The sequence below is a fragment of the Paenibacillus sp. FSL K6-0108 genome, assembly GCF_045040695.1.
Taxonomy (GTDB): Bacteria; Bacillota; Bacilli; order Paenibacillales; family Paenibacillaceae; genus Paenibacillus; species Paenibacillus pabuli_B.
Map to the genome: position 1 here is coordinate 6,225,935 of NZ_CP150288.1, position 23,579 is coordinate 6,249,513.

At 47.3% G+C, this 23,579-nt stretch carries 21 protein-coding genes; 6 read left to right on the forward strand and 15 right to left on the reverse strand.

The genetic code is table 11. The features are described from left to right. Nucleotides 1-10: 10 nt before the first annotated feature. The 3 genes from MHB49_RS28320 to MHB49_RS28330 form a co-directional block, all read right to left on the reverse strand. On the reverse strand, nt 11-1,384 hold the full coding sequence (locus MHB49_RS28320) for a DEAD/DEAH box helicase (protein WP_247899225.1): 1,374 nt from the start codon (nt 1,382-1,384) through the stop codon (nt 11-13). 260 nt (nt 1,385-1,644) lie between these two features. Continuing rightward, complete coding sequence (locus MHB49_RS28325) at nt 1,645-2,418, reverse strand: SDR family NAD(P)-dependent oxidoreductase (RefSeq protein ID WP_405153845.1); 774 nt, start codon at nt 2,416-2,418, stop codon at nt 1,645-1,647. Between the two features lie 55 nt (nt 2,419-2,473). Then, nucleotides 2,474-2,932, reverse strand: a complete 459-nt coding sequence (locus MHB49_RS28330; protein WP_405153846.1) for a chemotaxis protein CheX — start codon at nt 2,930-2,932, stop codon at nt 2,474-2,476. 447 nt (nt 2,933-3,379) lie between these two features. On the opposite strand from MHB49_RS28330, the gene MHB49_RS28335 reads away from it, so the two are divergent. Then, a complete protein-coding gene (locus tag MHB49_RS28335; RefSeq protein ID WP_053783212.1) occupies nt 3,380-4,282 on the forward strand; it encodes a LysR family transcriptional regulator in 903 nt (300 codons plus the stop codon). Between the two features lie 32 nt (nt 4,283-4,314). Then, nucleotides 4,315-5,124: a histidinol-phosphatase gene (locus MHB49_RS28340; protein ID WP_405153847.1), complete on the forward strand. Its 810-nt coding sequence runs from the start codon at nt 4,315-4,317 to the stop codon at nt 5,122-5,124. A gap of 148 nt (nt 5,125-5,272) precedes the next feature. On the opposite strand, the gene MHB49_RS28345 is transcribed toward MHB49_RS28340, so the two are convergent. Next, entirely contained in the window at nt 5,273-6,184 is a 912-nt protein-coding gene (locus MHB49_RS28345) for a DMT family transporter (protein ID WP_405153848.1), read from the reverse strand. 152 nt (nt 6,185-6,336) lie between these two features. On the opposite strand from MHB49_RS28345, the gene MHB49_RS28350 reads away from it, so the two are divergent. Continuing rightward, nucleotides 6,337-7,236 carry a helix-turn-helix domain-containing protein gene (locus tag MHB49_RS28350; protein ID WP_405153849.1) on the forward strand — a complete coding sequence of 300 codons (900 nt, stop codon included), beginning with the start codon at nt 6,337-6,339 and terminating at the stop codon, nt 7,234-7,236. A 261-nt stretch (nt 7,237-7,497) separates the two neighbouring features. On the opposite strand, the gene MHB49_RS28355 is transcribed toward MHB49_RS28350, so the two are convergent. From MHB49_RS28355 to MHB49_RS28380, 6 genes are all read right to left on the reverse strand, one after another. Beyond that, nucleotides 7,498-8,130, reverse strand: coding sequence for a GNAT family N-acetyltransferase (locus tag MHB49_RS28355; protein ID WP_247899231.1), 633 nt, complete (start codon nt 8,128-8,130; stop codon nt 7,498-7,500). Nucleotides 8,131-8,316: 186 nt separating this feature from the next. Further along, the gene (locus tag MHB49_RS28360) at nt 8,317-9,051 is read right to left on the reverse strand and encodes a metallophosphoesterase family protein (protein WP_405153850.1); all 735 of its coding nucleotides are present in this window, start codon (nt 9,049-9,051) and stop codon (nt 8,317-8,319) included. A 39-nt stretch (nt 9,052-9,090) separates the two neighbouring features. Next, a complete protein-coding gene (locus tag MHB49_RS28365; RefSeq protein ID WP_405153851.1) occupies nt 9,091-10,032 on the reverse strand; it encodes a metallophosphoesterase in 942 nt (313 codons plus the stop codon). A gap of 173 nt (nt 10,033-10,205) precedes the next feature. Further along, a complete protein-coding gene (gene sdhB / locus MHB49_RS28370; protein WP_024632624.1) occupies nt 10,206-10,970 on the reverse strand; it encodes a succinate dehydrogenase iron-sulfur subunit in 765 nt (254 codons plus the stop codon). A 351-nt stretch (nt 10,971-11,321) separates the two neighbouring features. Next, entirely contained in the window at nt 11,322-13,064 is a 1,743-nt protein-coding gene (gene sdhA / locus MHB49_RS28375) for a succinate dehydrogenase flavoprotein subunit (protein ID WP_405153852.1), read from the reverse strand. Nucleotides 13,065-13,107: 43 nt separating this feature from the next. Continuing rightward, the gene (locus MHB49_RS28380; protein WP_247903293.1) at nt 13,108-13,776 is read right to left on the reverse strand and encodes a succinate dehydrogenase cytochrome b558 subunit; all 669 of its coding nucleotides are present in this window, start codon (nt 13,774-13,776) and stop codon (nt 13,108-13,110) included. 304 nt (nt 13,777-14,080) lie between these two features. Here MHB49_RS28380 and MHB49_RS28385 point away from each other — a divergent pair, with 304 nt between their 5' ends. Next, on the forward strand, nt 14,081-15,004 hold the full coding sequence (locus tag MHB49_RS28385; protein ID WP_090904496.1) for a LysR family transcriptional regulator: 924 nt from the start codon (nt 14,081-14,083) through the stop codon (nt 15,002-15,004). 56 nt (nt 15,005-15,060) lie between these two features. Here MHB49_RS28385 and MHB49_RS28390 read toward each other — a convergent pair whose 3' ends face one another. Continuing rightward, nucleotides 15,061-15,732: a TrkA family potassium uptake protein gene (locus tag MHB49_RS28390; protein ID WP_076290888.1), complete on the reverse strand. Its 672-nt coding sequence runs from the start codon at nt 15,730-15,732 to the stop codon at nt 15,061-15,063. 17 nt (nt 15,733-15,749) lie between these two features. Further along, nucleotides 15,750-17,084: a TrkH family potassium uptake protein gene (locus MHB49_RS28395; protein ID WP_405157261.1), complete on the reverse strand. Its 1,335-nt coding sequence runs from the start codon at nt 17,082-17,084 to the stop codon at nt 15,750-15,752. 474 nt (nt 17,085-17,558) lie between these two features. Here MHB49_RS28395 and MHB49_RS28400 point away from each other — a divergent pair, with 474 nt between their 5' ends. Then, entirely contained in the window at nt 17,559-19,256 is a 1,698-nt protein-coding gene (locus tag MHB49_RS28400) for a CPBP family intramembrane glutamic endopeptidase (protein ID WP_405153853.1), read from the forward strand. Here the strand turns inward: MHB49_RS28400 and uvrC are convergent. Together uvrC and trxA are read right to left on the reverse strand one after the other, a co-directional pair. After that, nucleotides 19,225-21,321: an excinuclease ABC subunit UvrC gene (gene uvrC / locus MHB49_RS28405; RefSeq protein ID WP_405153854.1), complete on the reverse strand. Its 2,097-nt coding sequence runs from the start codon at nt 21,319-21,321 to the stop codon at nt 19,225-19,227. The two genes, MHB49_RS28400 and uvrC, sit on opposite strands and share 32 nt — an antisense overlap. 350 nt (nt 21,322-21,671) lie before the next feature. Next, entirely contained in the window at nt 21,672-21,989 is a 318-nt protein-coding gene (gene trxA, locus MHB49_RS28410) for a thioredoxin (RefSeq protein WP_036605788.1), read from the reverse strand. Between the two features lie 263 nt (nt 21,990-22,252). On the opposite strand from trxA, the gene MHB49_RS28415 reads away from it, so the two are divergent. After that, the gene (locus MHB49_RS28415; protein ID WP_090810527.1) at nt 22,253-22,408 is read left to right on the forward strand and encodes a YqzM family protein; all 156 of its coding nucleotides are present in this window, start codon (nt 22,253-22,255) and stop codon (nt 22,406-22,408) included. 122 nt (nt 22,409-22,530) lie between these two features. On the opposite strand, the gene dnaI is transcribed toward MHB49_RS28415, so the two are convergent. Beyond that, nucleotides 22,531-23,481 carry a primosomal protein DnaI gene (gene dnaI / locus MHB49_RS28420; RefSeq protein ID WP_247899239.1) on the reverse strand — a complete coding sequence of 317 codons (951 nt, stop codon included), beginning with the start codon at nt 23,479-23,481 and terminating at the stop codon, nt 22,531-22,533. Nucleotides 23,482-23,579 lie beyond the last annotated feature (98 nt).

The following is a 23,579-nucleotide window of genomic DNA, read 5'->3' on the forward strand; positions in this document are numbered from 1 at the left end:
TCGTCAGGTTTTATTCTTCAGTGCGTGGCTCTTTGCCTTTGCTCCATTTGGGAGCGCCCTTGTTCTTGCGATCCTGGTCCCGTTCTGTTCTGCCTGCATTGCCAGCTGGTTTGCCTCCCGCCGGGCGTTGATTTGATACAGCAGCTCTGGCGCCACCATTACGGTTGGCCTGACCGGGTTTACGATCCCGAGACTGCCCTGGTTTTCTGGAGAAAGAATGCCCTTCAGGCCGCGTATCCGGACGCGGGTCAGCCTCGAGTACTTTACCCCCGAACAATACACGTTCCGGCAATTCGATTCCAAGTTCCCGCGCAAACTTGCGCATAATGAAAATTTGCGTTTCGTCCACGATCGACAACACGATACCGCTGCGACCCATACGACCTGTTCTTCCTGCACGGTGAACATAATGTTCCGAATCAAATGCAGGATCATAGTTAATGACCATTGGCAAGCCTTCAATATCCAGTCCCCTGGCTGCAACCTCGCTCGCAATCAGCAGTTGCAGTTTGCCATTGCGGAAAGCGGATAGTACATTGCTCCGGGTTACCTTGTCAGCATCTCCATACAGCGCAGCTGCGGACAAGCCCAGATGATTCATTTTCGCCTCAACCTCGGCAATATCCTCGGTCGCATTGACAAAGACGATGGCGCGATCCGGGTTATACTGTCTCACCAGACGGCGCAGCATATCAATTTTGTTACGGTTCTCTTCTACAAAATAAAAATGCTCAAGTCCCGCCGCCGTTGCGCGGTCCGGTTCAATTCCGATCTGTACCGGCTCTTTCATCTCGCGCTTTGCGAGTCCAGCAGTATGTTCATCAATTGTCGCTGACAGGAAAATAAGCTGACGGTCGCGCAGGGCACTGCGCAATACGAAGTCCACGTCGCTTACTCCGCCAAGCTGGAATACCTGGTCTGCCTCGTCAATAACGATCGTGGAGACATTATGCATTTTCAGCTTTTTCAGCGTGATTAGTTCCTTCAGTCGTCCTGGCGTTCCCACAACCAGTTCCGGGTGTTCACGCAGCTTCTCGATCTGACGTTTTACTGCTGCTCCGCCAATGAGCCCCAGAACGCCAATTTTGCGTTCTTCTCCATACCGCTGTGCCTCACGTACAATCTGCATCGCCAGCTCTTGTGTAGGCGCTATGATAAGCTTCTGCGTGCCCTTTACATCACTCTTGATGGATTGCAGCAGTGGCAGCAAATAGGCGAGCGTCTTGCCTGTTCCCGTCTGAGATTTCGAAACCACATCGCGACCTTCCAAGATAACCGGGATCGTCTGTGCCTGTACCGGTGAAGGTTCGGTGATGCCATGTCTGGCGAGTACAGCCTCAAGATCCTGTTCTACGCCAATTGAAGCAAATGTTTGATTCGTCATGTATGTCCATCCTTTAAATTTATTCGTTATGACGCTATATCCATTCATCTAATAAATATTAATAAATGTTTAGTTGAACATATATAGCCCTGCTTGTACTAATAAAACCGAAGCCTGTCATCACATTACCTTTCATTATATGCGAAAAAAGCCTGCGGACCAAATCTTATTCAGGATACATGTTTTTGCACACAAAAAAAAAGAAAAGCCCCTCGGCGGAGCCCTTCTTTCATCCGATATATGATGCCCATTGTTGCATCTTACTTCTGATTCATTACACCGTGCGAGAGCCTGTCAGCAAGACGTGGAAATAGCTGATACAGCCACATTCCAGCCGAAGCCAGTCTGGGCAGATTCACTTCTTCCTTGCGCTTCTTCATCGCCCGGATCATATGCCCCGCAACCTCTTCCGGTTTCAGCATCATCCAGCGTACATTATTTACATAATTTCCAGAGGGATCCGCCCGTTGGAAGAACGGTGTATCAATAGGTCCGGGATTAATGGTTGTTACCGTGACTCCTGTCTTGCGGAGTTCCTGGCGCAGGGCATTGCTGAAGCCAAGTACGGCATGTTTGGTTGCCGTATATGAGGCGGATTTGGCAGTTCCGATCTTGCCAGCCATGGAAGCTACATTCACGATTTGTCCTCTGCCTCGTTGTAACATCTGCGGCAGTACTGCCTTGGTGCAGCGAACAATGCCCATGTAATTAACGTCCATCATCTCATCGAATTCCTGCACAGACATATCCGTCATCGCTGCAAATTTTCCGTAACCAGCGTTATTCAGCAAAATATCGATTCGTCCGTATTTCTGCAACATCGCATCCACGGCTGTCTGAACTTGCTCAGTATTCGTTACATCTAACGTGAGTAGTTCATGTTGCCCTTTCAGCGAAGCACCAATCTCTTCCAGCTTGTCCCGTGAGCGGGCAGCCAGAATCGGGATGGCTCCTTCTTCTATCAGCATCTGTGCACAGAGCGCACCAATTCCGCTCGACGCACCTGTGATAAAAACAACCTGATCTTTCAACATCCCCGACGTCCTCCCGTATTGAACACATATTGCCCCAAGGGCGTATGGTTCTATTCTACGAGATCATCACTTGAATATCCATCTCACCGATTCCGTCCATCAGCAAAGGAATACTCAATGCCTTCGTTGCACTAAAAGAACTCACGTATTCAGAATTCATCACTTGTGGAGGTGTAATATCAACAACGACACCTTGATTGGACAGGATGGTACTTGCATTGCCGCTAATCATATTGCCAAGTTCAGAAATAGCACTTTTACTCATTTCGTCCATTTCTGTAATGACAAAGCCGCCCATCATGGCAGAAACGATTTTCAATGCTACCGACTCTTGTATTCCAAACACGATGTTTCCGCTCAGTTGTCCAGTCATTCCAATCACGATCCAGACATGGTCTGCGATGTACTCCACATTTTTCACGCCAAGACTCCCGGTGGAAGGCGAAATCTGGATGAGCTGTTCGAATACGTTCCGCGCGGATTCCAGGAAAGGATTAATCACTTCCGCTTTCACTGTCTAATGTCCCCCTTACACTGGGTTATTGGTCACACACCAAAAGTCCCATATTCAATAAATTTATTATACTTTATCACGTACAAGAATTCACCAAGAATTCGGTAAGGCATGTGTACTATAATTTATCGTCATTCACGGGGCAAATGTTTATAGCTGATTCTAGCGAAAAAACGAGGCTTTTAGGATCTGTTGCAGGAACAATTGCCATGGAGAGGCACGGCAAAAGGTATTTAGGACTTTTTTACTGTTTCTGAAATATTAAAATTTTTAATTTCTTGAAATAAAATTAATTTCTCGTTCTAATGGACCTCCCCAAATCCATGATGTTCCCTTCATTGCCCTGCTGTCCTGAATCACCTATAATTTAAGGAACGGAATAATGACCAGTTACGGGATTCCACCTATGGATAGACAGAAGAAATTTTGCATGCAAGGAGGCCATACATGAATATCAGTCAACTGGAGACGCTGATTACCATATCGAAAACGATGAGTTTCCGCAAAGCCGGGGAACTTCTCAATCTGACCCAGCCTGCCGTCTCAGCCCAGATCAAGAGCCTGGAGGACGAATTCAGCACCGTTCTTGTCGACCGTAACCAACCGGTCACCCTCACCGATCGCGGACAGGTGTTTCTTCAACATGCAGAACGCATGCTGGACATCGTGGGAGAATTGAAACAGAAACTGATGGATCTCGATGAGACTCCTCAGGGACATATCAGGCTCGGTACAACCACATCCATTGCCATTCAGATTTTGCCACGAGTGTTATCCTACTTTCAGGATCAATTTCCACTCATCAAGACGAGTATCCAATCCCTGCCTTCATCACAAATCTATACCCAGGTTGAGAATGGTATGGTCGATATTGGGATCGGTTATCTCACGGAACGTAATCCCAACCTGAATACGTCCGTGCTGTATTACGATACGTTCGAACTTGTCGTATCCCCATTCCATCCACTGGCGAAGCAAAAGCATGCTGCGGTGGATGTCCTGCGCAGCACACCGCTGATTTTGCTGTCTCCCGATACGGTGGGACGCCGCTTTACGGAAGGCATTTTCAAGAAACATAACATTGAGCCCAATATCGTCATGGAGTTGTCGAGCAGCGAGGAAGTAAAACGGATGGTTGAGATCAACCTCGGGGCAGCCGTGATATCCAAACAATCCGTTGCCCATGAGTTGCGGCAAGGCACACTGCGCATGATCCCCTTAAGTGAACTGGAGGTCAGTCACCCTGTCGGAGTCATTTACAAATCAAGCCGTTATGTCAATTCAGCCATGCAGCAATTCCTGAGCGATCTCAAAGGCATGCCGGAGACACAGTTCATCAGTTCAGAATGATAAATGAGCCATGAGAAAGGAAGGATTTCCATATGAAATTTGATCTTCACACCCATCATTTTCGCTGTGGTCATGCAGACGGCAATATTCGCGACTATATTGAGGCAGGTATCCAGTCTGGACTTCAGGTCATCGGTATCTCGGATCATACCCCTTACTTCGGCAGTGACGAAGAGCAGGCTTTCCCCCGGATCGCGATGGGCAAGTCGGAATTGCGTCATTACGTGGAAGAAGTTCTAGCACTGAAGGAAGAATACGCGGGCAAAATCGATGTGCTGCTTGGCATTGAATCCGACTATTTCCCTGTCCATGCCGAATTATATCGTAGTACACTGGGGCAATATCCTTTTGATTATATTATTGGTTCAGTTCATCATACGGAGGATGTCAGCATATTCAACAAAACCCGCTGGAATGGATTAAGCGATGCGCGTAAAGTTGAAGTAAAAGAAAGTTACTATGCATTGATTCGGCAATCTGCCCAAAGCGGCATGTTCCAGATTCTCGGACATATTGATGCGATGAAAGGAAACTATCCACCCTTTTCGGACATTATCGCGGATCAAGCCATTGATGAAACGCTGCAGGTCATTGCAGAATCGAACGTGGCTATTGAAATTAATACGTCGGGTAAAACCAAGCTCAGTGGTGGTTGGTACCCGTCCGATGCCATTCTGGAGCGTGCGCATTATTATGGAGTGAAGGTGACTTTTGGATCAGACGCCCACAAACCGCAGCGGGTTGCCGATGAATTGGATGACGTTCGCACACGTCTGCAAGAGATCGGTTTTACGGAATGGGTGTATTTTAAGCAGAAACAAATGCAAGTTGTACCGTTTTAAACATAGAGAGCACAGTAAACCCTTACGACGTGAACAAGCACGCTGTAAGGGTTTTTGTTTGGGAACTGTCGTTTCCCGTTAGTTGTATGCGTTTTTGCTGTGTTGAATCCTGCGCTTCGGCGAAGTGGGACATTGACGGCTCCCACATTTAATACGATAGGCGCTTCGACGGTGAATGCTGCAGTGATTGCTGCCAGAAGTAGATCAGCATACCCAGCAGCGTTATCAATCCGCCTACAGACTGGAAGATGGAAATGGTTTCTCCCAGGAAGAGATAAGCTAGCATAATTGCCAGAACGGGCTCTCCAATAATACCTACCGATACCGTTGTAGCACTAATGGTTTTAAGCAGTCGATTGAAAATATACTGGCCGAAGATCGTGGGAACAATCGCAAGTAGAAAGAAATAGGTCCAGTCCGAAGAATCATAGTTGGTTATGGAAAAGCCCCTTAATATGCTGTAGATGAGCAGAACACTTCCCCCGAGAAAAAAAACTACGACACTATACAAATTGGCATCGATTTTCTGACTCAACTTTTGCCCTACTAGCATATAAGCTGAAACAAGTATGGTTCCAATTAAAGATAATCCGTCCCCAATAAGTGCTTCTCTAGAAACACCGATATCTCCCCAAGCGATAATGATCGAACCAAACAGCGCGGTCACTAAACAAAGTAAGCTCAGAATGCCAGCCCGTTCCCTGAAGATAAAATACGAACCGATCATGACAAACAACGGTTGCAGCGCTAAGATGACCATGGAACTTGCCACCGAAGTATAAACGAGCGATTCCATCCAGAATAAGAGATACAGTCCCAGGAGCAGACCACCTAGGAAAAACGTCCCCCACTCCTTGGCGGTCAAATGTAAGGAGCGGATTGTTTTCCAAGAGACAAAAGGAAGCATAATGACCGCTGAAATATAAAGCCTATACATACCTGCTATAGCGGTTGGCGTATCTGAAGATTTAATCATAATTGAAGAAACGGAAACCGATAGAATGGCGATAAAAAGAAGTACATAAGGATGAAGCAATAACGACGCCTTGCGTTCTTTCACTTAAAACCCTCCAAGAGGTCTTATCCGATCTGTGCACAGGCTCTAATGATAAGCCATAGATATGATATAATAATATCATCGTTTTTATTTAAAATGTGCAAATATATCACTACTTAATATCGATATATCGTCATAGAAAGAAGGTTTTTGGCATGCCAAAACCGCTACATGAGACCATTGCATTTCCAGATCGTTCATTTCCTTACATCATGTACACCCATACACTCTATACAAGCGTTCCCGAAGGACGGGGATTTAACGACCTGCACTGGCATGAAGAACTGCAGATCACGCTAGTAACGAAAGGAACACTAGTAATTCAAGTCAATGGAATTGATCATGAGTTAAAAACCGGCCAGGCGATTCTAATCAACAAGGGAATTCTTCATGTCACGACACAGCTAAGTCATGATGGCGAATATGTGAGTTTTAACTTCCCAGAAAAGCTGCTCGCTTTCCACTCAGACAGTACAATGGAAGAGAAGTATGTGCTGCCATACACCCGTTCCTCTTTTGTTTCTATCGTTATTTCAGCTAACGTCGAGTGGGAAAATCAAGTATTGGACATGCTTTGGAACATGAAACGAGTATTTAATAGAAGCAAGAGCTGGGGATGGGAATATGAGATTTCGATCAAGACCGTACAGCTTTGGTTCATCCTAATATCCAACCTTTCGCTACCGCAAGAGGAAGCACCAAAACACGCAAAACGGCAGCAGGAAAGATTGCAGCTTATGCTAAGCTTTATCCATCAGAACTACTCGAGTCCTATCACGCTGCGTGAGATTGCCGATACTGCGCATTTGAGCATTTCGGAATGTTTACGAAGTTTTAAAAAGACAGTTCATATGACGCCATATGAGTACCTCATAAAATATCGAATTAAAAAAAGCTGCGAACTACTGGTATCCTCGGAGAATACGATTACCGAGATCGCTCGCAATGTGGGCTTCAATCATGTGAATCACTTCATACAAACCTTTAAAAAAGACCAAGGAAAAACACCTAAAGGTTTTAGGGAATTCAGAAGCAGACTGGAGAAATCAAAATAAACACGTCTTGAAGCGCTTCTGGATGCTTATATAAAAAAAAATGAACCCGCTAAGAGCGGGTCCCAACAGCATATCTATTTATCAAAAAGGGGGTCATGAGATAAGTTTACCCGCTGTCTGTTAGAGTTCAATTGCAGCTATATTTCAATTGTGTAACAAATGATTGAAGTTCGTTTCAAACCTCTGCTGTTTCATTAAATCGATCTATTTTTAACTAATTGAAAGACGCTCGTGGAAATATGCAATATGCTCTATTCTATGTTACTCGTGCTTGTCGGATACCAGCGGTTGCAGGCAATTTTCCAAATGAAAACGGACATGCTGTTCACGATACAAACTATACACCTTAACATCCAGCATGGTATCCGGCGTCTCTCCATCCTCATGACTCAATACAAACGAAGGCAGGGTTCGTTCATAACTCATGCCACTTTTACAAAGTACCCGTTCGGATGATACATTCGCCTCGTAACAGCGGGCTTCCACTTTGTACAACTGAAGCTCGTCAAAACCGAACTCCAGCAAACGCCGCACTGCTTCAGTCGCGACCCCCTTACCCCAGCAGGACCTGTTTAGAATATATCCGATCTGTGCGGTACCGTTCTGGTCGTTCCAATGCTGGAATGAAGTGATGCCGATGATCTGTTCGCTGCCTTTCCAGCAGATGCCGTAATGCAGTGAATCCAGCTTGGCACTGCTGCTGCGGATCTGATTCAATAATCGCCGAGCCCGGATTGGTGTGGGCTGACTTCCCCTGTTCACATAACGGATTACCTGCGGGTCGGAAAACAGCTCCGATAGCGTGCTGTAATCACTCTGACGTAATGATCGAAGAACAAGGCGCTCTGTGCATAAAGCAGGCAATCCTTGGCCCAGCATTTTTCGGGTCAGCATGACAATCGCTCCTTTTGCCTAACGGGTTCGAGTCCGGTAAGACAAGCATGCTTCCAGGATGATCCGGCGCAAATAGAATACATGGATTAACGATAAAGCATCAATATACTCAACAACACTACAATCAGTAGCATTAGTCCGAACATTAGTATGCCAATTCATTACAGGGGTTTATTCCTATGTTGACTAATCCGTTTGCAGACCTCGATAAACGCCTGTACGGAGCTCTCGGATATAAAAATCAAGCGAAGGTACCTGGGCCCGCTGTGCGGCCTGTACTTCCTGTTCAATATCATACGGTACTCTTACAAATTGAAGGTTGAACGGTGAATTCCGATTGCTGCTGTTCTCTCCTTCAAGAATACAGTAAGAAGCCTGGGTAAAATCAAGCGGGTTGCCCACACTGCCTGCATTGAACAACATTTTCCCATTTAGAAATTGCAAGTATGCATTGTGTACATCTCCATATCCCACGATATCCGCCACACCAAGCTCAGGTTCATCTGCCGGAGCATCGAACATCGCTAACCTCTTCTCGATCTCATCCCATGGCTGTACGCGGTGATATACACTTTGGGGAGAGGCATGCACCAAGCGGATCGTACGACCACTCAGCTCTAATTGGTGGCTAAACGGCAAGCTCTCCAGATATGCCAATCGCTCCTGACCCAGCCGCTTCGCTTGCCAAGTAAAATTCTCATTGTCCTGATTAACCGCAACCAGCTCATCCCAGTTGCCACGGATAACCTGCTCACATGTCTCTCTCACCCGATCAACAACCTGTACCGGATCAGGCCCCTTGCCGACGAGGTCGCCAAGACAAAAGATTCGCTCCAATCCGCGACTCCGAATATCGTTTAATACCGCTTCCCAAGCAGTCATGTTGCCATGAATATCGGATACAATCGCAATTCGTTCCATCTGGCTAACCTCCCTTTATGCTCTATATGCTTTATGTTATTAACCCTTTAGTTCAAAAACCGTTAATTCCGGCCTGCACAAAAAGCGAATCGGCAGTTGGGTCATGCCAAAGCCACGGTTCACATAGACTGGCATATGCTTATCCCCTGCGTAATATAACCCTTGAATATACTTGAGCGAACCTCTCGGGGTAGTCAATGCTCCAATCCAGGGAAAACGCACCTGACCACCATGACTGTGTCCAGAGAGCTGCAGTCCGAAACCGTATGGTGCCGCAATGTCTGCATAATCGGGCTCATGCATAAGCAGCAGTTTCCAGACCTCTCTACTCAATCCCTTGATTGCTACAAGAGGATCAGGCCTACCTGTAAGCGCGTCATCCAGACCTGCTATCGCAATACGTGAATCCCCTCGTTCAATCAGAACATGACTGTTTCGGAGCAACGTGAACCCGGCCTCCTTGAACATCAGCTCCACTTCACGCTGCTGCTGGCCTCGATAATCATGGTTCCCCAATACGGCATATTTGCCATACTTCGCTTGCATAGAAGCCAGTGCAGGAATACATTCACGCATCGGTTCTGCTTCCCGTTCAACCATATCTCCGGTAAAGCAAATCAGGTCAGGCTGCTGCTCCCGTATCGTTTCAGCCAGCTTCTCCATTTGCTTCAGCCCGGTATGGAATCCAAGATGAGCATCACTGAACTGAATGACACGCAGTCCCTCGAATGCTTTTGGAAACTTGGGCAGTTTCAATTCAACGTGCTTGATCTCCAGATGACGTGGCTCCCATAACCAGGCATAACCTCCTGTGAGCAAACTGGCACTCGCCGTCATGAAAATCATGCGCAGCAAAAAACTGCGCCGGGAGGGATCATGATCCTTTTCCTCTCCGGGAAAAACGGAATTCTCCGAATCAGATTCATGCCGTGAGCGCTGGGGCGGCGAGATCTTTCTGCCCTCATGCGGTGTTTCTCTCATTCGTCCCCCTCCTTCTTCCGCTCCAATCGATCCTCTAAGTATACCATATTCTGCATGACTAGCCCGGTTCCTCTGCCTATGGAAAAAGAAGCCGGGATCTTAGGGCATATGCGCCCAGGATCACGACTTCTTTTATTGGTGCAGATTCGAAGTCTGCGTCGTATTCAATTAAATTACACACCCAACCAGCGTTTGAACATGTGCTTGGTCGTTTGTTTATTCATTTCGGCAATGGAGGTAGTCAACGGAATACCTTTTGGACAAGAGCGCACGCAGTTCTGCGAGTTCCCACAGCCCTCGATGCCTCCATCTTCCATAAGCGCTTCCAGGCGGTCCTCGGCGTTCATCTCCCCAGTTGGGTGAGCGTTGAACAGACGTACCTGAGAAAGTGCAGCCGGACCGATAAAGTCTGTTTTTTCATTCACGTTCGGGCATGCTTCGAGGCATACACCACATGTCATACATTTGGACAGCTCGTAAGCCCACTGACGTTTCTTCTCAGGCATCCGCGGACCTGGACCGAGGTCATAGGTACCGTCAATCGGAATCCACGCTTTAACCCGTTTTAGGGCGTTAAACATCCGGGTACGGTCGATGACGAGGTCACGAACCACCGGGAAGGTCTTCATCGGTTCGATCCGAACCGGCTGTTCGAGCTTATCGATCAGGGCAGCACACGCTTGACGCGGCTTGCCGTTGATGACCATGGAGCATGCTCCACAAACTTCTTCGAGACAGTTCGATTCCCAGCAGACCGGGGCAATGGACTTGCCTTCTGTATTGACCGGGTTCCGCTGGATCTCCATCAGGGCGCTAATAACGTTCATGCCGGGACGGTATGGAAGCTCAAACTCTTCGTTGTACGAAGATGACTCCGGGCTGTCCTGACGGGTGATGATAAACTTGACGGTTTTTTTGGCTGTAGCTGTGTCCGCCATATCGTTGTCCCCTCCTTTGGTGACGATGATTGATTGCTATCGTTATAAGACCACAATGTTCACACATGGTCACTCCACTGGCAGAAGATCCTTCCGATCGCTGTTATCCCCAGATTTTTTTGATCCACTTTTATAAGGGTGAAAATCCGGTGATAAAGGCGAACGCTTTGCTTCTTCAGTATTCTTCTGCCTGCTCCGTTAAGGTGTTAACTTTGAATCTTATAAATATAAAATAAACTCCTCGCAGTAACTTAGAGAAGCTCCGCGAACGCTTCGCCTCTATGTGTTTACTGCTTTTCAGTTAAGATGCTAATTCATTAACTTTATTAATAGACCGAAATTTCGCTTTACTTAATCCTTCGAGTAGTCGCGGATCCGTGGTGGGATGAGGGAAACGTCGACTGGCTCGTACGAAATTTTTGGACCTTCCTTCGACCAGCTTGCGATCGTTGTTTTCAGGAATTCCTCGTCATTCCGTTCGGTGAATTCCGGTTTGTAATGCGCTCCACGGCTTTCGTTACGCAGCAACGCGCCCAACGTCATCGCTTCTGCCAGTTCAAGCATGTTCCACAGCTGACGGGTAAATGCCGCACCCGGGTTGTTCCAACCGGAAGTGTCGTACATGTTGATTTTGCCGTAACGCTCTTTCAATTCCTTGATTTTGCCGATGGTTGCTTCCAGCTTATCGTTGTAGCGTACCACCGTCATATTCGCCGTCATCCACTCACCAAGCTCTTTGTGAATGACATAGGCGTTTTCGTTACCTTGCATTTTCAGGATGCCTTCGTATTTCTCCGTTTGGCGCTTGGTATAACCATCGAATACGGAAGAACTGATATCTGCGGACGATTTTTTGAGTCCTTTGATATATTCAACCGCTTTCGGTCCAGCCACCATACCACCGTAGATTGCAGATACCAGGGAATTTGCTCCCAGACGGTTTGCACCGTGATATTGGTATTCACATTCACCAGCTGCGAACAGTCCTGGAATGTTGGTCATTTGGTTATAATCTACCCACATGCCGCCCATGGAATAATGGACTGCCGGGAAGATTTTCATCGGGATTTTGCGCGGGTCATCGCCCATGAACTTCTCGTAGATCTCAATGATTCCGCCGAGCTTCACATCCAGCTCCTTCGGATCTTTGTGGGACAAGTCGAGATATACCATGTTCTCGCCGTTCACGCCGAGGCCCATATCCACGCAGACGCTGAAAATTTCGCGCGTCGCGATATCACGCGGAACCAGGTTACCGTATGACGGATACTTTTCTTCGAGGAAGTACCAAGGCTTACCGTCTTTGTACGTCCAGATCCGTCCACCTTCACCACGAGCCGATTCGGACATCAGACGCAGCTTGTCATCGCCTGGAATCGCTGTCGGGTGGATCTGAATAAACTCACCGTTCGCGTAATTAACACCTTGCTGATACACCGCACTTGCAGCAGTACCTGTATTGATCACCGAGTTGGTTGTTTTACCAAAAATAATGCCAGGGCCGCCGCTCGCCAGAATAACTGCTTCTGCCGGGAACGTCTGTACCTTCATCGTTTTCAGATCTTGGGCTACGATGCCGCGGCAGACGCCCTCGTCATCAATAACCGCCTGCAAGAACTCCCAGTTCTCATACTTGGTCACGAGACCGGCCGCTTCCCAGCGACGCACCTGCTCATCCAATGCGTAGAGCAATTGTTGTCCTGTCGTTGCACCGGCAAACGCTGTACGGTGATGCTTCGTTCCGCCGAAACGACGGAAATCAAGCAAACCTTCCGGTGTCCGGTTAAACATTACACCCATCCGGTCCATCAGGTGAATGATGCCTGGTGCCGCTTCACACATTGCTTTGACTGGAGGCTGATTCGCCAAGAAGTCACCGCCATATACGGTATCGTCAAAGTGTACCCATGGGGAGTCGCCCTCACCCTTGGTATTTACCGCACCGTTGATGCCGCCCTGGGCACATACGGAGTGGGATCTTTTGACGGGAACCAGTGAAAATAAATGAACATGGACTCCGGCTTCAGCCGATTTGATCGCCGCCATCAATCCCGCGAGACCTCCGCCCACAATAATTACATTAGTTGATGCCATTGCTGTTCACTCCCTTATAAGTCAGCATTTAAAGTCCAAATGCTTAAATCAGAACTGTCTTAACTGCGTCAATCATTGAAGTTGCTACCTGGAAATCCATGCTCCGGAAAGCAAGCAGGGATGCAATAAACATGAGGGCAACGATGGCAAACAAGCTCATGCAGACGTAGGAAGATACACGCTGTGCGCGAGGACCGACCGTAATCCCCCAGCTAACAAGAAACGACCAAAGGCCGTTGGCAAAGTGATAGGATGCCGCAACCACACTGATCAGATATAAAATAAACGTTACCGGATTCATCACGATGCCGTGTATGACCCCGCCAAGCTCTTCGTGTGTGACATTCCCCAACGCAACCTGGAAACGAGTCTCCCAAATATGCCAGATGACAAACACAAACGTAATGACACCGCTGACGCGCTGCAGCGTATAACGCCAGTTGCGCTCATTGCCAAAGCGTCCCACGTTAGGCTTGGCCTGATAGGCAATGTACAAACCATATACACCGTGATAGAACAGCGGCAACCAGATGAGAAGCGTTTCAAGTACAATTACGAGCGGCAGGCCATTCAGAAATGCAACTGCATCGTTAAAGCCTTCTTTGCCGCCTTCAACTGCCGAGAAGTTCGTCACCATGTGCTCAATGAAAAACAGACTGAGCGGAATGACGCCAAGCAAGGAGTGCAGCTTTCTGGAGTAAAACCCTTTCATAAAATGTCGATCCCCTTTCGCTAAATACAACGTTTTCATAAATAAAATTCGCTTATCATGACACAAACCTTTCCCAAGGAAAGGTTCGACAAATTGTTCCGTTTTCTTCAGGTGTGAACAACTTGTGTCACGATTCATGTTACTCCTTTTTTTCTTATAATGGAATTGCAATATAATTATTAAATGTTATAACCTATAGGTATAAGTTATAAACATCGGACGTGCAGGCCATACAACATGGAGAAATATTTGACAAGGAGATGCCTCACGCAAAGTACGTTCATTAGAAAAGAGGTTAGTGCTCATGTTTGAGGAATTAAACGCTTTTGCGGCGGTTGTAGAGCAGTCCAGTCTGAACCGTGCATCGAAATTGCTGAATCTTTCACAGCCGGCGCTGTCTCGCAAGATCTCCAAATTGGAGGATGAACTCGGCGTAGCGCTCTTTCATCGCCGTGGTAAACGACTTGAATTAACCAGCGTAGGCCAGTTTGCCTATACTTTCGCGGTAGAGCAGAAACAGCAGCAACAAAAATTTCTGACCATGCTGGCCCAGTACAAGGACGAAGAACAAAGCTCCATCACACTTGGAGCAAGTCTGACAACGCTTCAAACCACGTTGCCGCCGCTGGTAAATGCCTTTATGGAGAAACATCCAAATGCGGAAATCAAACTGGTGACGGGGAAAACGCATGAAATTGTCTCTTTTGTGCGGGATAAAAAAGCTGATGTAGGCATCGTTGCCTCTTCTATAAGTGAAGCCGGGCTAAACTGTGTGCCACTCTTTGATGATCATCTGGAGCTGGTTGTGCCTTTAACGCATCCCCTGTCGGGTAAAGAAGCCGGAATGGAACATTTGCAGGATCTGCCGATGATTACGTTCTCCAAGGGAACCTGGTATCGCAAATTAACCGACGACCTGTTCCAGCGCTGCGCCGTGATGCCGGATATTCGCATGGAGATTGATTCCTTTGAAGCAATTGTCCGTCTTCTGCCCACCTGCAAAGCCGCAGCCCTGCTGCCCAAGTCGTATCTCCGCCCTCAATTGCTTGCGGACAATGATCTCGTCTCGGTATATCTGCCGCAGCTGCAACAGACCCGGCGAACAACCTGCATGATCTATGGGGAAAAGGAAAACCTCAGCCAGACCTCCAGACAATGGGTCAGGGAAACGGCTGCGCTCTTTACAGCAAAGGCGCCGCTGCCCTCACGGAGGACGACGACGCCTTAACATTCATATTCATCAGCCGAGTTCAATGCTCAGCGTTCCAATTCATAGATTCAGATCTAGCTCTCCTGGCTGATCACTTCTTCCTCAAAACGGTCAATGTCATCATTCATGCCGATAATTACCATGATATCACCCATCTGAAGCGAGTCCAGTGCAGTCGGGGCAATAATGACCCCGGCTTCCTTTTGCAAGGCTACAATGCTGCAGCCAAAGCGTACCCGTGCATTCAGAGTGGATAGCGTTTTATTATGCAGACAAGCTGGAACCTTCATCTCCACAATACTGTAATCATCGGATAATTCGATATAATCCAGCAGATTCGGGGTAACAAGCTGATGGGCAACCCGGATTCCCATATCACGCTCAGGATAAACCACACGATCAATTCCCAGCTTATCCAGTGCCCGTCCGTGAAGAACCGAAATGGCTTTGGCCACAACAGTTTTTACACCGAGTTCCTTCAGTAAAATAGCAGTGAGAATGCTGGTCTGGATATCAGCCCCGATGGCAACGATACAGCAGTCAAAATTGCGGATGCCGAGGGAGCGAAGCACTTCCTCATCCGTAGAATCCGCGACGACGGCATGGGTGACCAATTCACTCATGTCTTCGACGACTTCTTCATTTTTATCGATACCCAGCACTTCATACCCAAGCTCCATTAATTCCTGTGCCAGACTGGAGCCAAAGCGCCCAAGCCCAATTACCGCAAACTGCTGTGTTTTCATTGTTCTTCACGAACCCCTTATCCAATAATCATTTTGCCTTCCGGATACCTGTACAATTCTTTACCCTTTTTCTGTCCGAGTGCATACGCGAGCGTAATCGGGCCAAGACGTCCTGCAAACATGGTGAAACAGATCAAAAGCTTGCCGATCGTGGTCAGCTTCAGTGTAAGCCCCATCGATAAACCGACCGTACTAAAAGCTGATGTTGTCTCAAATAAAATCGTCAGAAAACTGCTGTCTTCCGTTGTACTGAGCACCATCGTGACCGCGATAATCAGCAACAGTGCGAGGAACGTAATTGTCAATGCTTTGAAAATCCGTTCCTGTAAGAGTCGATACCTGAAAAAGACAATATCTTCTCTCCCACGAATCATCGCGACAACAGCCCCGATCATAATCATAAAGGTGGTCGTTTTGATCCCGCCTCCCGTGGAACCCGGAGAGGCCCCGATAAACATCAAAATAATGATGAAAAACTGCGTTGCCTGCCTCAGTCCGGCAATATCCAACGTATTGGCCCCTGCGGTTCGCGGGGTTATAGACTGGAAGAACGAACCGAGAATTTTACCTCCCCAGTTCAGCCCTCCCAATGTCCGGGGATTACTGAATTCAAACACAAAGATCACCAGTGCTCCAAAGACGATCAACAAACCGGTTGTCAACAGCACCACTTTGGAATGCAGCGACAGCTTTCTCGTCCTCCGATACTCCACCAGATCGGACAGAACGACAAAACCGATCCCGCCAGAGACAATCAGGAACATGGCTGTAAAATTCACGAGCGGATCATACACATACCCCGTAAAGCTGCGGAATTCTCCGAACATGTCAAACCCGGCATTGTTGAACATGGAGATCGCATGCCAATATCCATAATAGATAGCCTGCCCCATTGGCATATCGAACGACCAGCGAATGGCGAACAACGTGCCACATATGCCTTCCAATATGAGCGAGTACATCACAACCTTGCGAATAAGGCGGACGATCCCCTCCATCGTACTCTGGTTCATCGCTTCCTGCAAAATCAACCGCTCACGCAGAGAGATCCGGCGTTTGAATGCAATCGCCACCAGTGTCGACATCGTCATAAAGCCAAGCCCGCCAATTTGAATCAGGATTGCAATTACGATCTGACCCAACGTCGAAAAATGAGTACCTGTATCCACTACAACCAGCCCCGTTACACAGACTGCAGAAGTCGCAGTAAAGAGTGCATCAATAAAAGGAAGGCTGACTCCGCTTCGACTGGATGCCGGGAGCATCAACAGAAGTGTCCCGAGCAATATAATACCCGCGAACCCCAGGACCAGAATTCGGGGTGGTGATAGACGCATCCATTGAACATTCATTTTCACTTGAGTATCATCCACCTCTGCCAAAAAGAAAATGACTCCACGATGTGGAGCCTTTCTCCGAAGCGCTTTTCCATATCACTCGACGGAATAGCCAAGCACCTGGAAAGCCCATTTCGGAGCGTAAACATGTATGATTTTCACTGTAATACATATACATTAGGTTGGAATACCTTTGATACATTCTATTCGTTCCCTTGATAGCCTAAAGACATGCGGAATATTGGACATTTGATTCAAAATTATAAGCGCTGCGACGTTTGTATACAAAACGATTTTTGTGTAAATAGCATCGAATTCCGTCAAAAAGGGAAAAACTCAGATATGGCGACGGATAGATCAGATTGTTTCGATCATTTTCATTCGTTTTCATGCATTTGCACCGCTTCTCGTTTCGCCATTGGCATTCGGGGCTTGGGCTGTGCTATCTTTACTTTAATATCCATATTAATAAAGGAGGAACAACATTAAATGAATCCCTTAGGGCAGCCTTTGGTACTCAAAGCTAACTTCAAGCGTTTAGGGTTGCTTGCGGCGATTGGCCTGATTCTGTTTTTCGTTTTTCAAATCTTCCCTGCCACCTCATCGCAAACGACTGATATCCAGTCTACTTCCTTCATAAGCAAGGAGAAAGCAGCGGAGTCGGCACGATCTTTTGCAGCTTCTCTACCTGATTATACCCTTCCGACGAATACCGGAAACGAGCTTGTGACGTACCAAACCCATTCCGATATCTATGGGTATATGGCGAAAACCAAACAGTTAGAAACCTATAACAAGAAATGGGAAACAACCTATCCTTACGATGTGTACCGCGTTCGTTTGCCCGATCAGGACAAAGGCGGTTATTTGAATGTTGACGTACATATGAGAACAGGAAAAGTTGTCGGTTTCAAGCGCGAACTCCCTTCTTCCCTGTATGCATCCATTGAGGCTGAGCAGGACAAAAGCAAAGTGAATGCTGCCCAACGTTTAGCTGAAGATAACCTTTCCTTAACTGAAAAAGAGCAGCTTGCCGCTGGCGTACTTGGCGAATTTGGGTATAATGTGCCAAAACTACAGCTGGACACCCGTGAAGAAGAAGCGGGGCTGAAATACACGGATAATGAAAAGCAAATCGGGGATTCCAAGCTGGAACTGAACTTTACGTTTGAAAACGGAGCCGTTCGCTCCTTCGAATCGGTCTTTTCGGTCCCTGCCTCCCATACCGATTATGTAAAAAATCAGACGAGGCAAGCCAACTGGATGACTTACGGCGGTTATGCTTTTCTGACCTTTGTGCTAGGCGTGCTCGCGATTATCTACAGCATTCTGACCAGAGCACACACGTCATTCAAACGCGGAATCGTTCTGTCTGTGATATACTTTGCGGCTTCCGTGATTGGCACACTGAACATGATTCCGCTCTTTCAGGCGCAAGGGTTGTCTAACTTTATGTTGACCTTCCTGATGGTGATGCAAGCTGGGATCACGTTAGTCATGAGTGCAACCATCTATCTGTCGCTCGTTGCAGGTGACGGCATGTGGCGCAAAATCGGTCTGAATCCTTGGCCTCGGGCCAAAGAACCCGGATACGGCAAATATGTGCTGCACAGTATGTATACAGGTTACTTATGGGCGTTGATTCTGCTGGGTGTGCAATCCGTACTGTTCTTTATTCTGGAGCGCAGTATTGGAAGCTGGTCAACAACATCGGCTGACCAGTCCACTTATAACATGAGTTATGCCTGGATCTTCCCGATTATGGCCTGGATGGCCGGGATTGGTGAGGAAACAGTCTATCGTCTGTTCGGAATTCGCATGATGCAGAAGGTTGTACGCAATACGTTCATTGCCTGCCTCATCCCCACATTGATCTGGGCTCTGGGACACACCCTGTACCCGATCTATCCGGTCATCACACGTCCAATAGAGCTTACAGTCATCGGACTCTTGTTCAGTCTGATTATGCTGCGTCACGGCTTCATCGCCGTTGTATTCGCACATGTTATCTTTGACAGCCTGTTGATGGGGCTAAGCCTGATCTTCATGGGTGATGCTCTGAACATTTCCGCTGGACTCTTCTGGATTGTGCTTCCGGCCATCGTTGGTTATGTCATCTACAAGATGAATCCAAAACAAAAAGAGAAGCCGTATGTCACGACTCCTCATCCCGAAGTGCTGCAATAATTTGTTTCGCAAGCTTGTCACCAATAGATAGAGGCCGGAAGTCTTCGACGCTGGCCTCTTTTATTTTGCGTAAAGAGCCAAAATGCTTCAGCAGCAGCTTGCGCCGCTTTTCTCCAATCCCTGGAATAGCATCCAGACGGGAAGTCACCATCGATTTCCCACGCTGCTCGCGGTGGAACGAAATCGCAAATCGGTGGACCTCTTCCTGAATTCGCTGCAGCAGGTAGAACTCCTGACTGTCACGCGGCAAGGAGATGACTTCCGGCGGGTTGCCGATCATCAATTGTGAGGTCTTGTGCTTCGCATCCTTCACCAGTCCACATACCGGAATAAACAATCCCAATTCATTTTCCAAAATGTCCACGGCTGCCGAAATCTGACCTTTACCTCCATCGACCACAATCAGATCAGGCTGGGTTAAGTTTTCCTTCAACACCCGTTCGTACCGGCGCCGAATGACTTCTCTCATCGTTTCATAGTCATCTGGTCCTTCGACCGAACGCACCTTGTATTTCCGGTATTCTTTCTTATCCGGTTTGCCATCGGTGAATACAATCATGGCAGAAACCGGATTCGTTCCCTGGATGTTGGAGTTATCAAATGCTTCAATCCTACGCAGTTGATCCAGACCAATAAAACGTCCCAGACCTTCTGAAGCCTTCGAGGTCCGCTCTTCGTTGCGCTCAATCAGACGGAACTTTTCCTCCAATGCTACACGCGCGTTATCTACAGCCATCGTAATCATCTGCCGTTTCAACCCACGCTGTGGAATGTGGACTTTGATTTCCAGCCATTCCTGCAAGGCTGCAGCTATCTGAGAAGGGTCTTCGAAGCCTGGAGGCTGTTTATCAGCCGATGCCTCCTCAGAGGCAGCAGCGTGGTCCTGGATGACCATTGCAGCTTCTCCCGCTTCAGCTACTGCTTCTGCTTGAATATCTCCATAAGATGCACGGGACTCGGCAACGCGTAACTCAATCGTAGAATCTTGCGCCAATCGTGTTGTCTCTTCTGATTCGGCCGTCACGGCAGCAGATACCGCTCCATCAGCATCAGATACATCATCCATACTATCGCCACCAGCCGCCAGATCCTTTGGCATTTCCGGCAATAAGATCTCCTGCGGCAATGCTGGATTATCACTGTAATACTGGGTCACGTAAGACATAAAATCACTGTATGCCTCACCATAAAACGGGAACGTCGACACGTGGCGTTCGATCATTTTCCCCTGACGCATATATAGAATCTGGACACACATCCAGCCTTTATCAATGGCAAAACCAAACACATCGCGGTCTCTGGCATCCGCCATCGTAATTTTCTGTTTTTCCATCATCGCATCAATGGCAATGACCTGATCCCGAAGTTCCTTGGCACGTTCAAAATATAGATCCTCAGCCGCTTCCTGCATTTTGCGCTGTAAATCCTTCTTGATCTCCTCATGCCCGCCACTCAAAAATGAACTGATCTCCTGGGAGATCTCATCATACTGCTCCTTGCCCACTTCCTGCACACAGGGAGCGAGGCACTGTCCCATATGATAATACAGGCATACTTCCTTCGGCATCACGCCGCATTTGCGTAGCGGATACATCCGGTCAAGCAGCTTTTTCGTTTGGTGTGCCGCATATGAATTCGGATAAGGTCCGAAGTATTTGGCTTTATCTTTGAGCACCCGCCGGGTCACTTCGAGTCGGGGATGCTTTTCATTCGTAATTTTAAGGTAAGGAAAGGTCTTGTCATCCTTGAGCAGCACGTTATACCGCGGCATATGTTTCTTGATCAGGTTACACTCCAGAATGAGTGCTTCCATATTGCTGCCGGTAACGATATATTCGAAATCACGGATTTCCGACACCAGGCGCTGTGTCTTCCCATTATGACTGCCGATAAAATAGGATCTTACGCGATTCTTCAGCACTTTCGCTTTACCTACATAGATAATGGTACCTTCACTGTTTTTCATCAGGTAACAGCCGGACATGTCAGGCAGCAAAGCCAGCTTGTGCCGGATCTGCTCCAGAGCCTTCTCCTGTTCCTGCACGTTTGTAATGAATTCATCCATAATTCGGTGGGTCCTCCTTCCCGATTACTGAGAAAGCTGATAGCTTCACCTTACATGAGGCACTCCGATGACATAATGACCTTTCGATCGCTGTTACCCCCAGATTTCTTTGATTCTTGTCTTATAACGTATAAATCCGGGGATAGCGCATGCTTCCGAAGCAGCTTTCTTTCAGAAAGCTTTTAGGCGACCACTTCGTTTCTACAGGTCATTTCTGCCCTCTCCGTTGTTCATGTAAATTTCAGTTTCACCTTATAATAAATAGTATATCTTATATTGTCCTATATGAAAGGTTTCGACGCAAAACGCCCCCGGCGCATAACCGGAGGCGTATGTGAAATCTTGGTTAATTATTGGTGTTTTTCGATGATTCCTTTGAGAGCATCTTTCGAGTTCAAACCAACCACTTTATCAACCGGTTGACCATCTTTGAAGAAGATCAATGTCGGAATGCTCATTACGCCGAAGCGGGAAGCGGATTCCGGATTTTCGTCCACATTGACTTTAGCAATTTTCACTGCATCGCCAACTTCGGTGGACAGCTCTTCCAGGATTGGAGCGAGCATTTTACAAGGACCACACCAAGGCGCCCAGAAATCAACAAGAACCGTTCCTTCGCCTTCGACTTCAGCGTTGAAGGATTGATCGGATACGTTAACAATAGCCATGAAATTGTCCTCCTTATATATACTTACGGTTTATTTTAACCTGTAACGTCGTAAACGACACTTCCAGTATAACACAGGTACTCTAAACTTGTGAAACGAACGCATCAATGTTCATCTTCCCAACATCAAATCTTCACATTCGAAGAACTTGCAGGTTCACTGCAAAATCTTTACAAACGCTTTCTTTTCCAAGTATACTAAAATTACTCCGGGCTTCAGCCCCCTGTAAGGGCAAGCTGTTATCCCCATAAGGAGGCAATACCATGGATGCAAATGTGCGGATCAACGACCCGCGTGAACATGTGAACGAGGAACCCCGTAATGATCTGTTTGATCTGATAGCGGGTGTTGCTGGCATGGCCGGCCTGATGACGGTTATCTTTTTCGGAATGGTTATTTTCAAATTTATCACCGAATAAGGAACTTCAGGCTGCACGCAGGCCAAAAAAGCCCGGTTTTCGCGACAATGCGAAAGCCAGGCTTTTTTTGGGACTATATATGAGTAAAAATAAATCAGATCAGATCGATAGCATCATAGGAATTAACGTTTGCCCCGCTGATTCTCACCCCGAACCGAGATGACATCCACAAACGGACGAATCCGATCCATCAAACGTTGGCCTTTGTTCATTTCCTCGCCGTCCCTGCTGGTGAAGCTAAGATGTTTCTCCAGCCCATCCAAGTTGTAGTTCGACGTGTAAAATGTAGGTTTGCGATTCATACGGTAGTTCAGAATGGAACCCATCACATGATCCCGAACCCAAGGGTTCAGATTCTCTGCCCCAATATCATCAAAGATGAGCAGATCACAGCTTTTCAGAATATCCGTCGTTTCCTTCAGCTTGTTTCCTTCGCTAATCATGGATTTCAGATCCTCCACAAAATCAGGCATGTAGATAATGACACCTGTATGGCCCGCAACAGCCAGTTCATGCAGCATATAACACATCAGGAACGTCTTGCCCGTTCCAAATGATCCTTCCAAAAACAGTCCTTGCGGAGATAATCCATTCTCCTTGGTATCGTTAATATAACGCAGAACCTGGTTTACTGCCGGAGCACGCATCCGATCCTTGCCCATAATTTCAACATCGTTATAACCTGCATTGAGCGCACGCTCGTCCACATAGAAACTGCGGATTCTCTGTTTGATAATATGCTCATTTTGCCGGGCGATATGTTTGGAACAAGGTGCTTTTTTATCTATAATTTCGGGTTTACCGTTAAAATGCTCTACTTCCAGTTTGCAAAAGTGACCCTGGAAATCGTTAGGACAGTTGTCGAGTCCCGGACAGTTCGCACAGTTCTTCGAATCTTTGGCATACTGATACAGCTTGCTCAGATCGGTGATAAGCTGTGCATCTTTCAGTTCAGGATGACCTGCGCGGAATTCGCGTACGTACGGATCTTCCATTAAATCCGCCGCAATCCGCCGCGACTGTTCACGAAAGGAAGGATTCAGCTGCTGAAGCAGTCCTCCCAAGGATTCCATGGCTTCAAGCCCCCTTAATAGTATCAATATAGAATGAACAATTGAATTTTACGATGACCATCATGATGGCAGGGTAACCTTCGATCGCTTGTAATTCT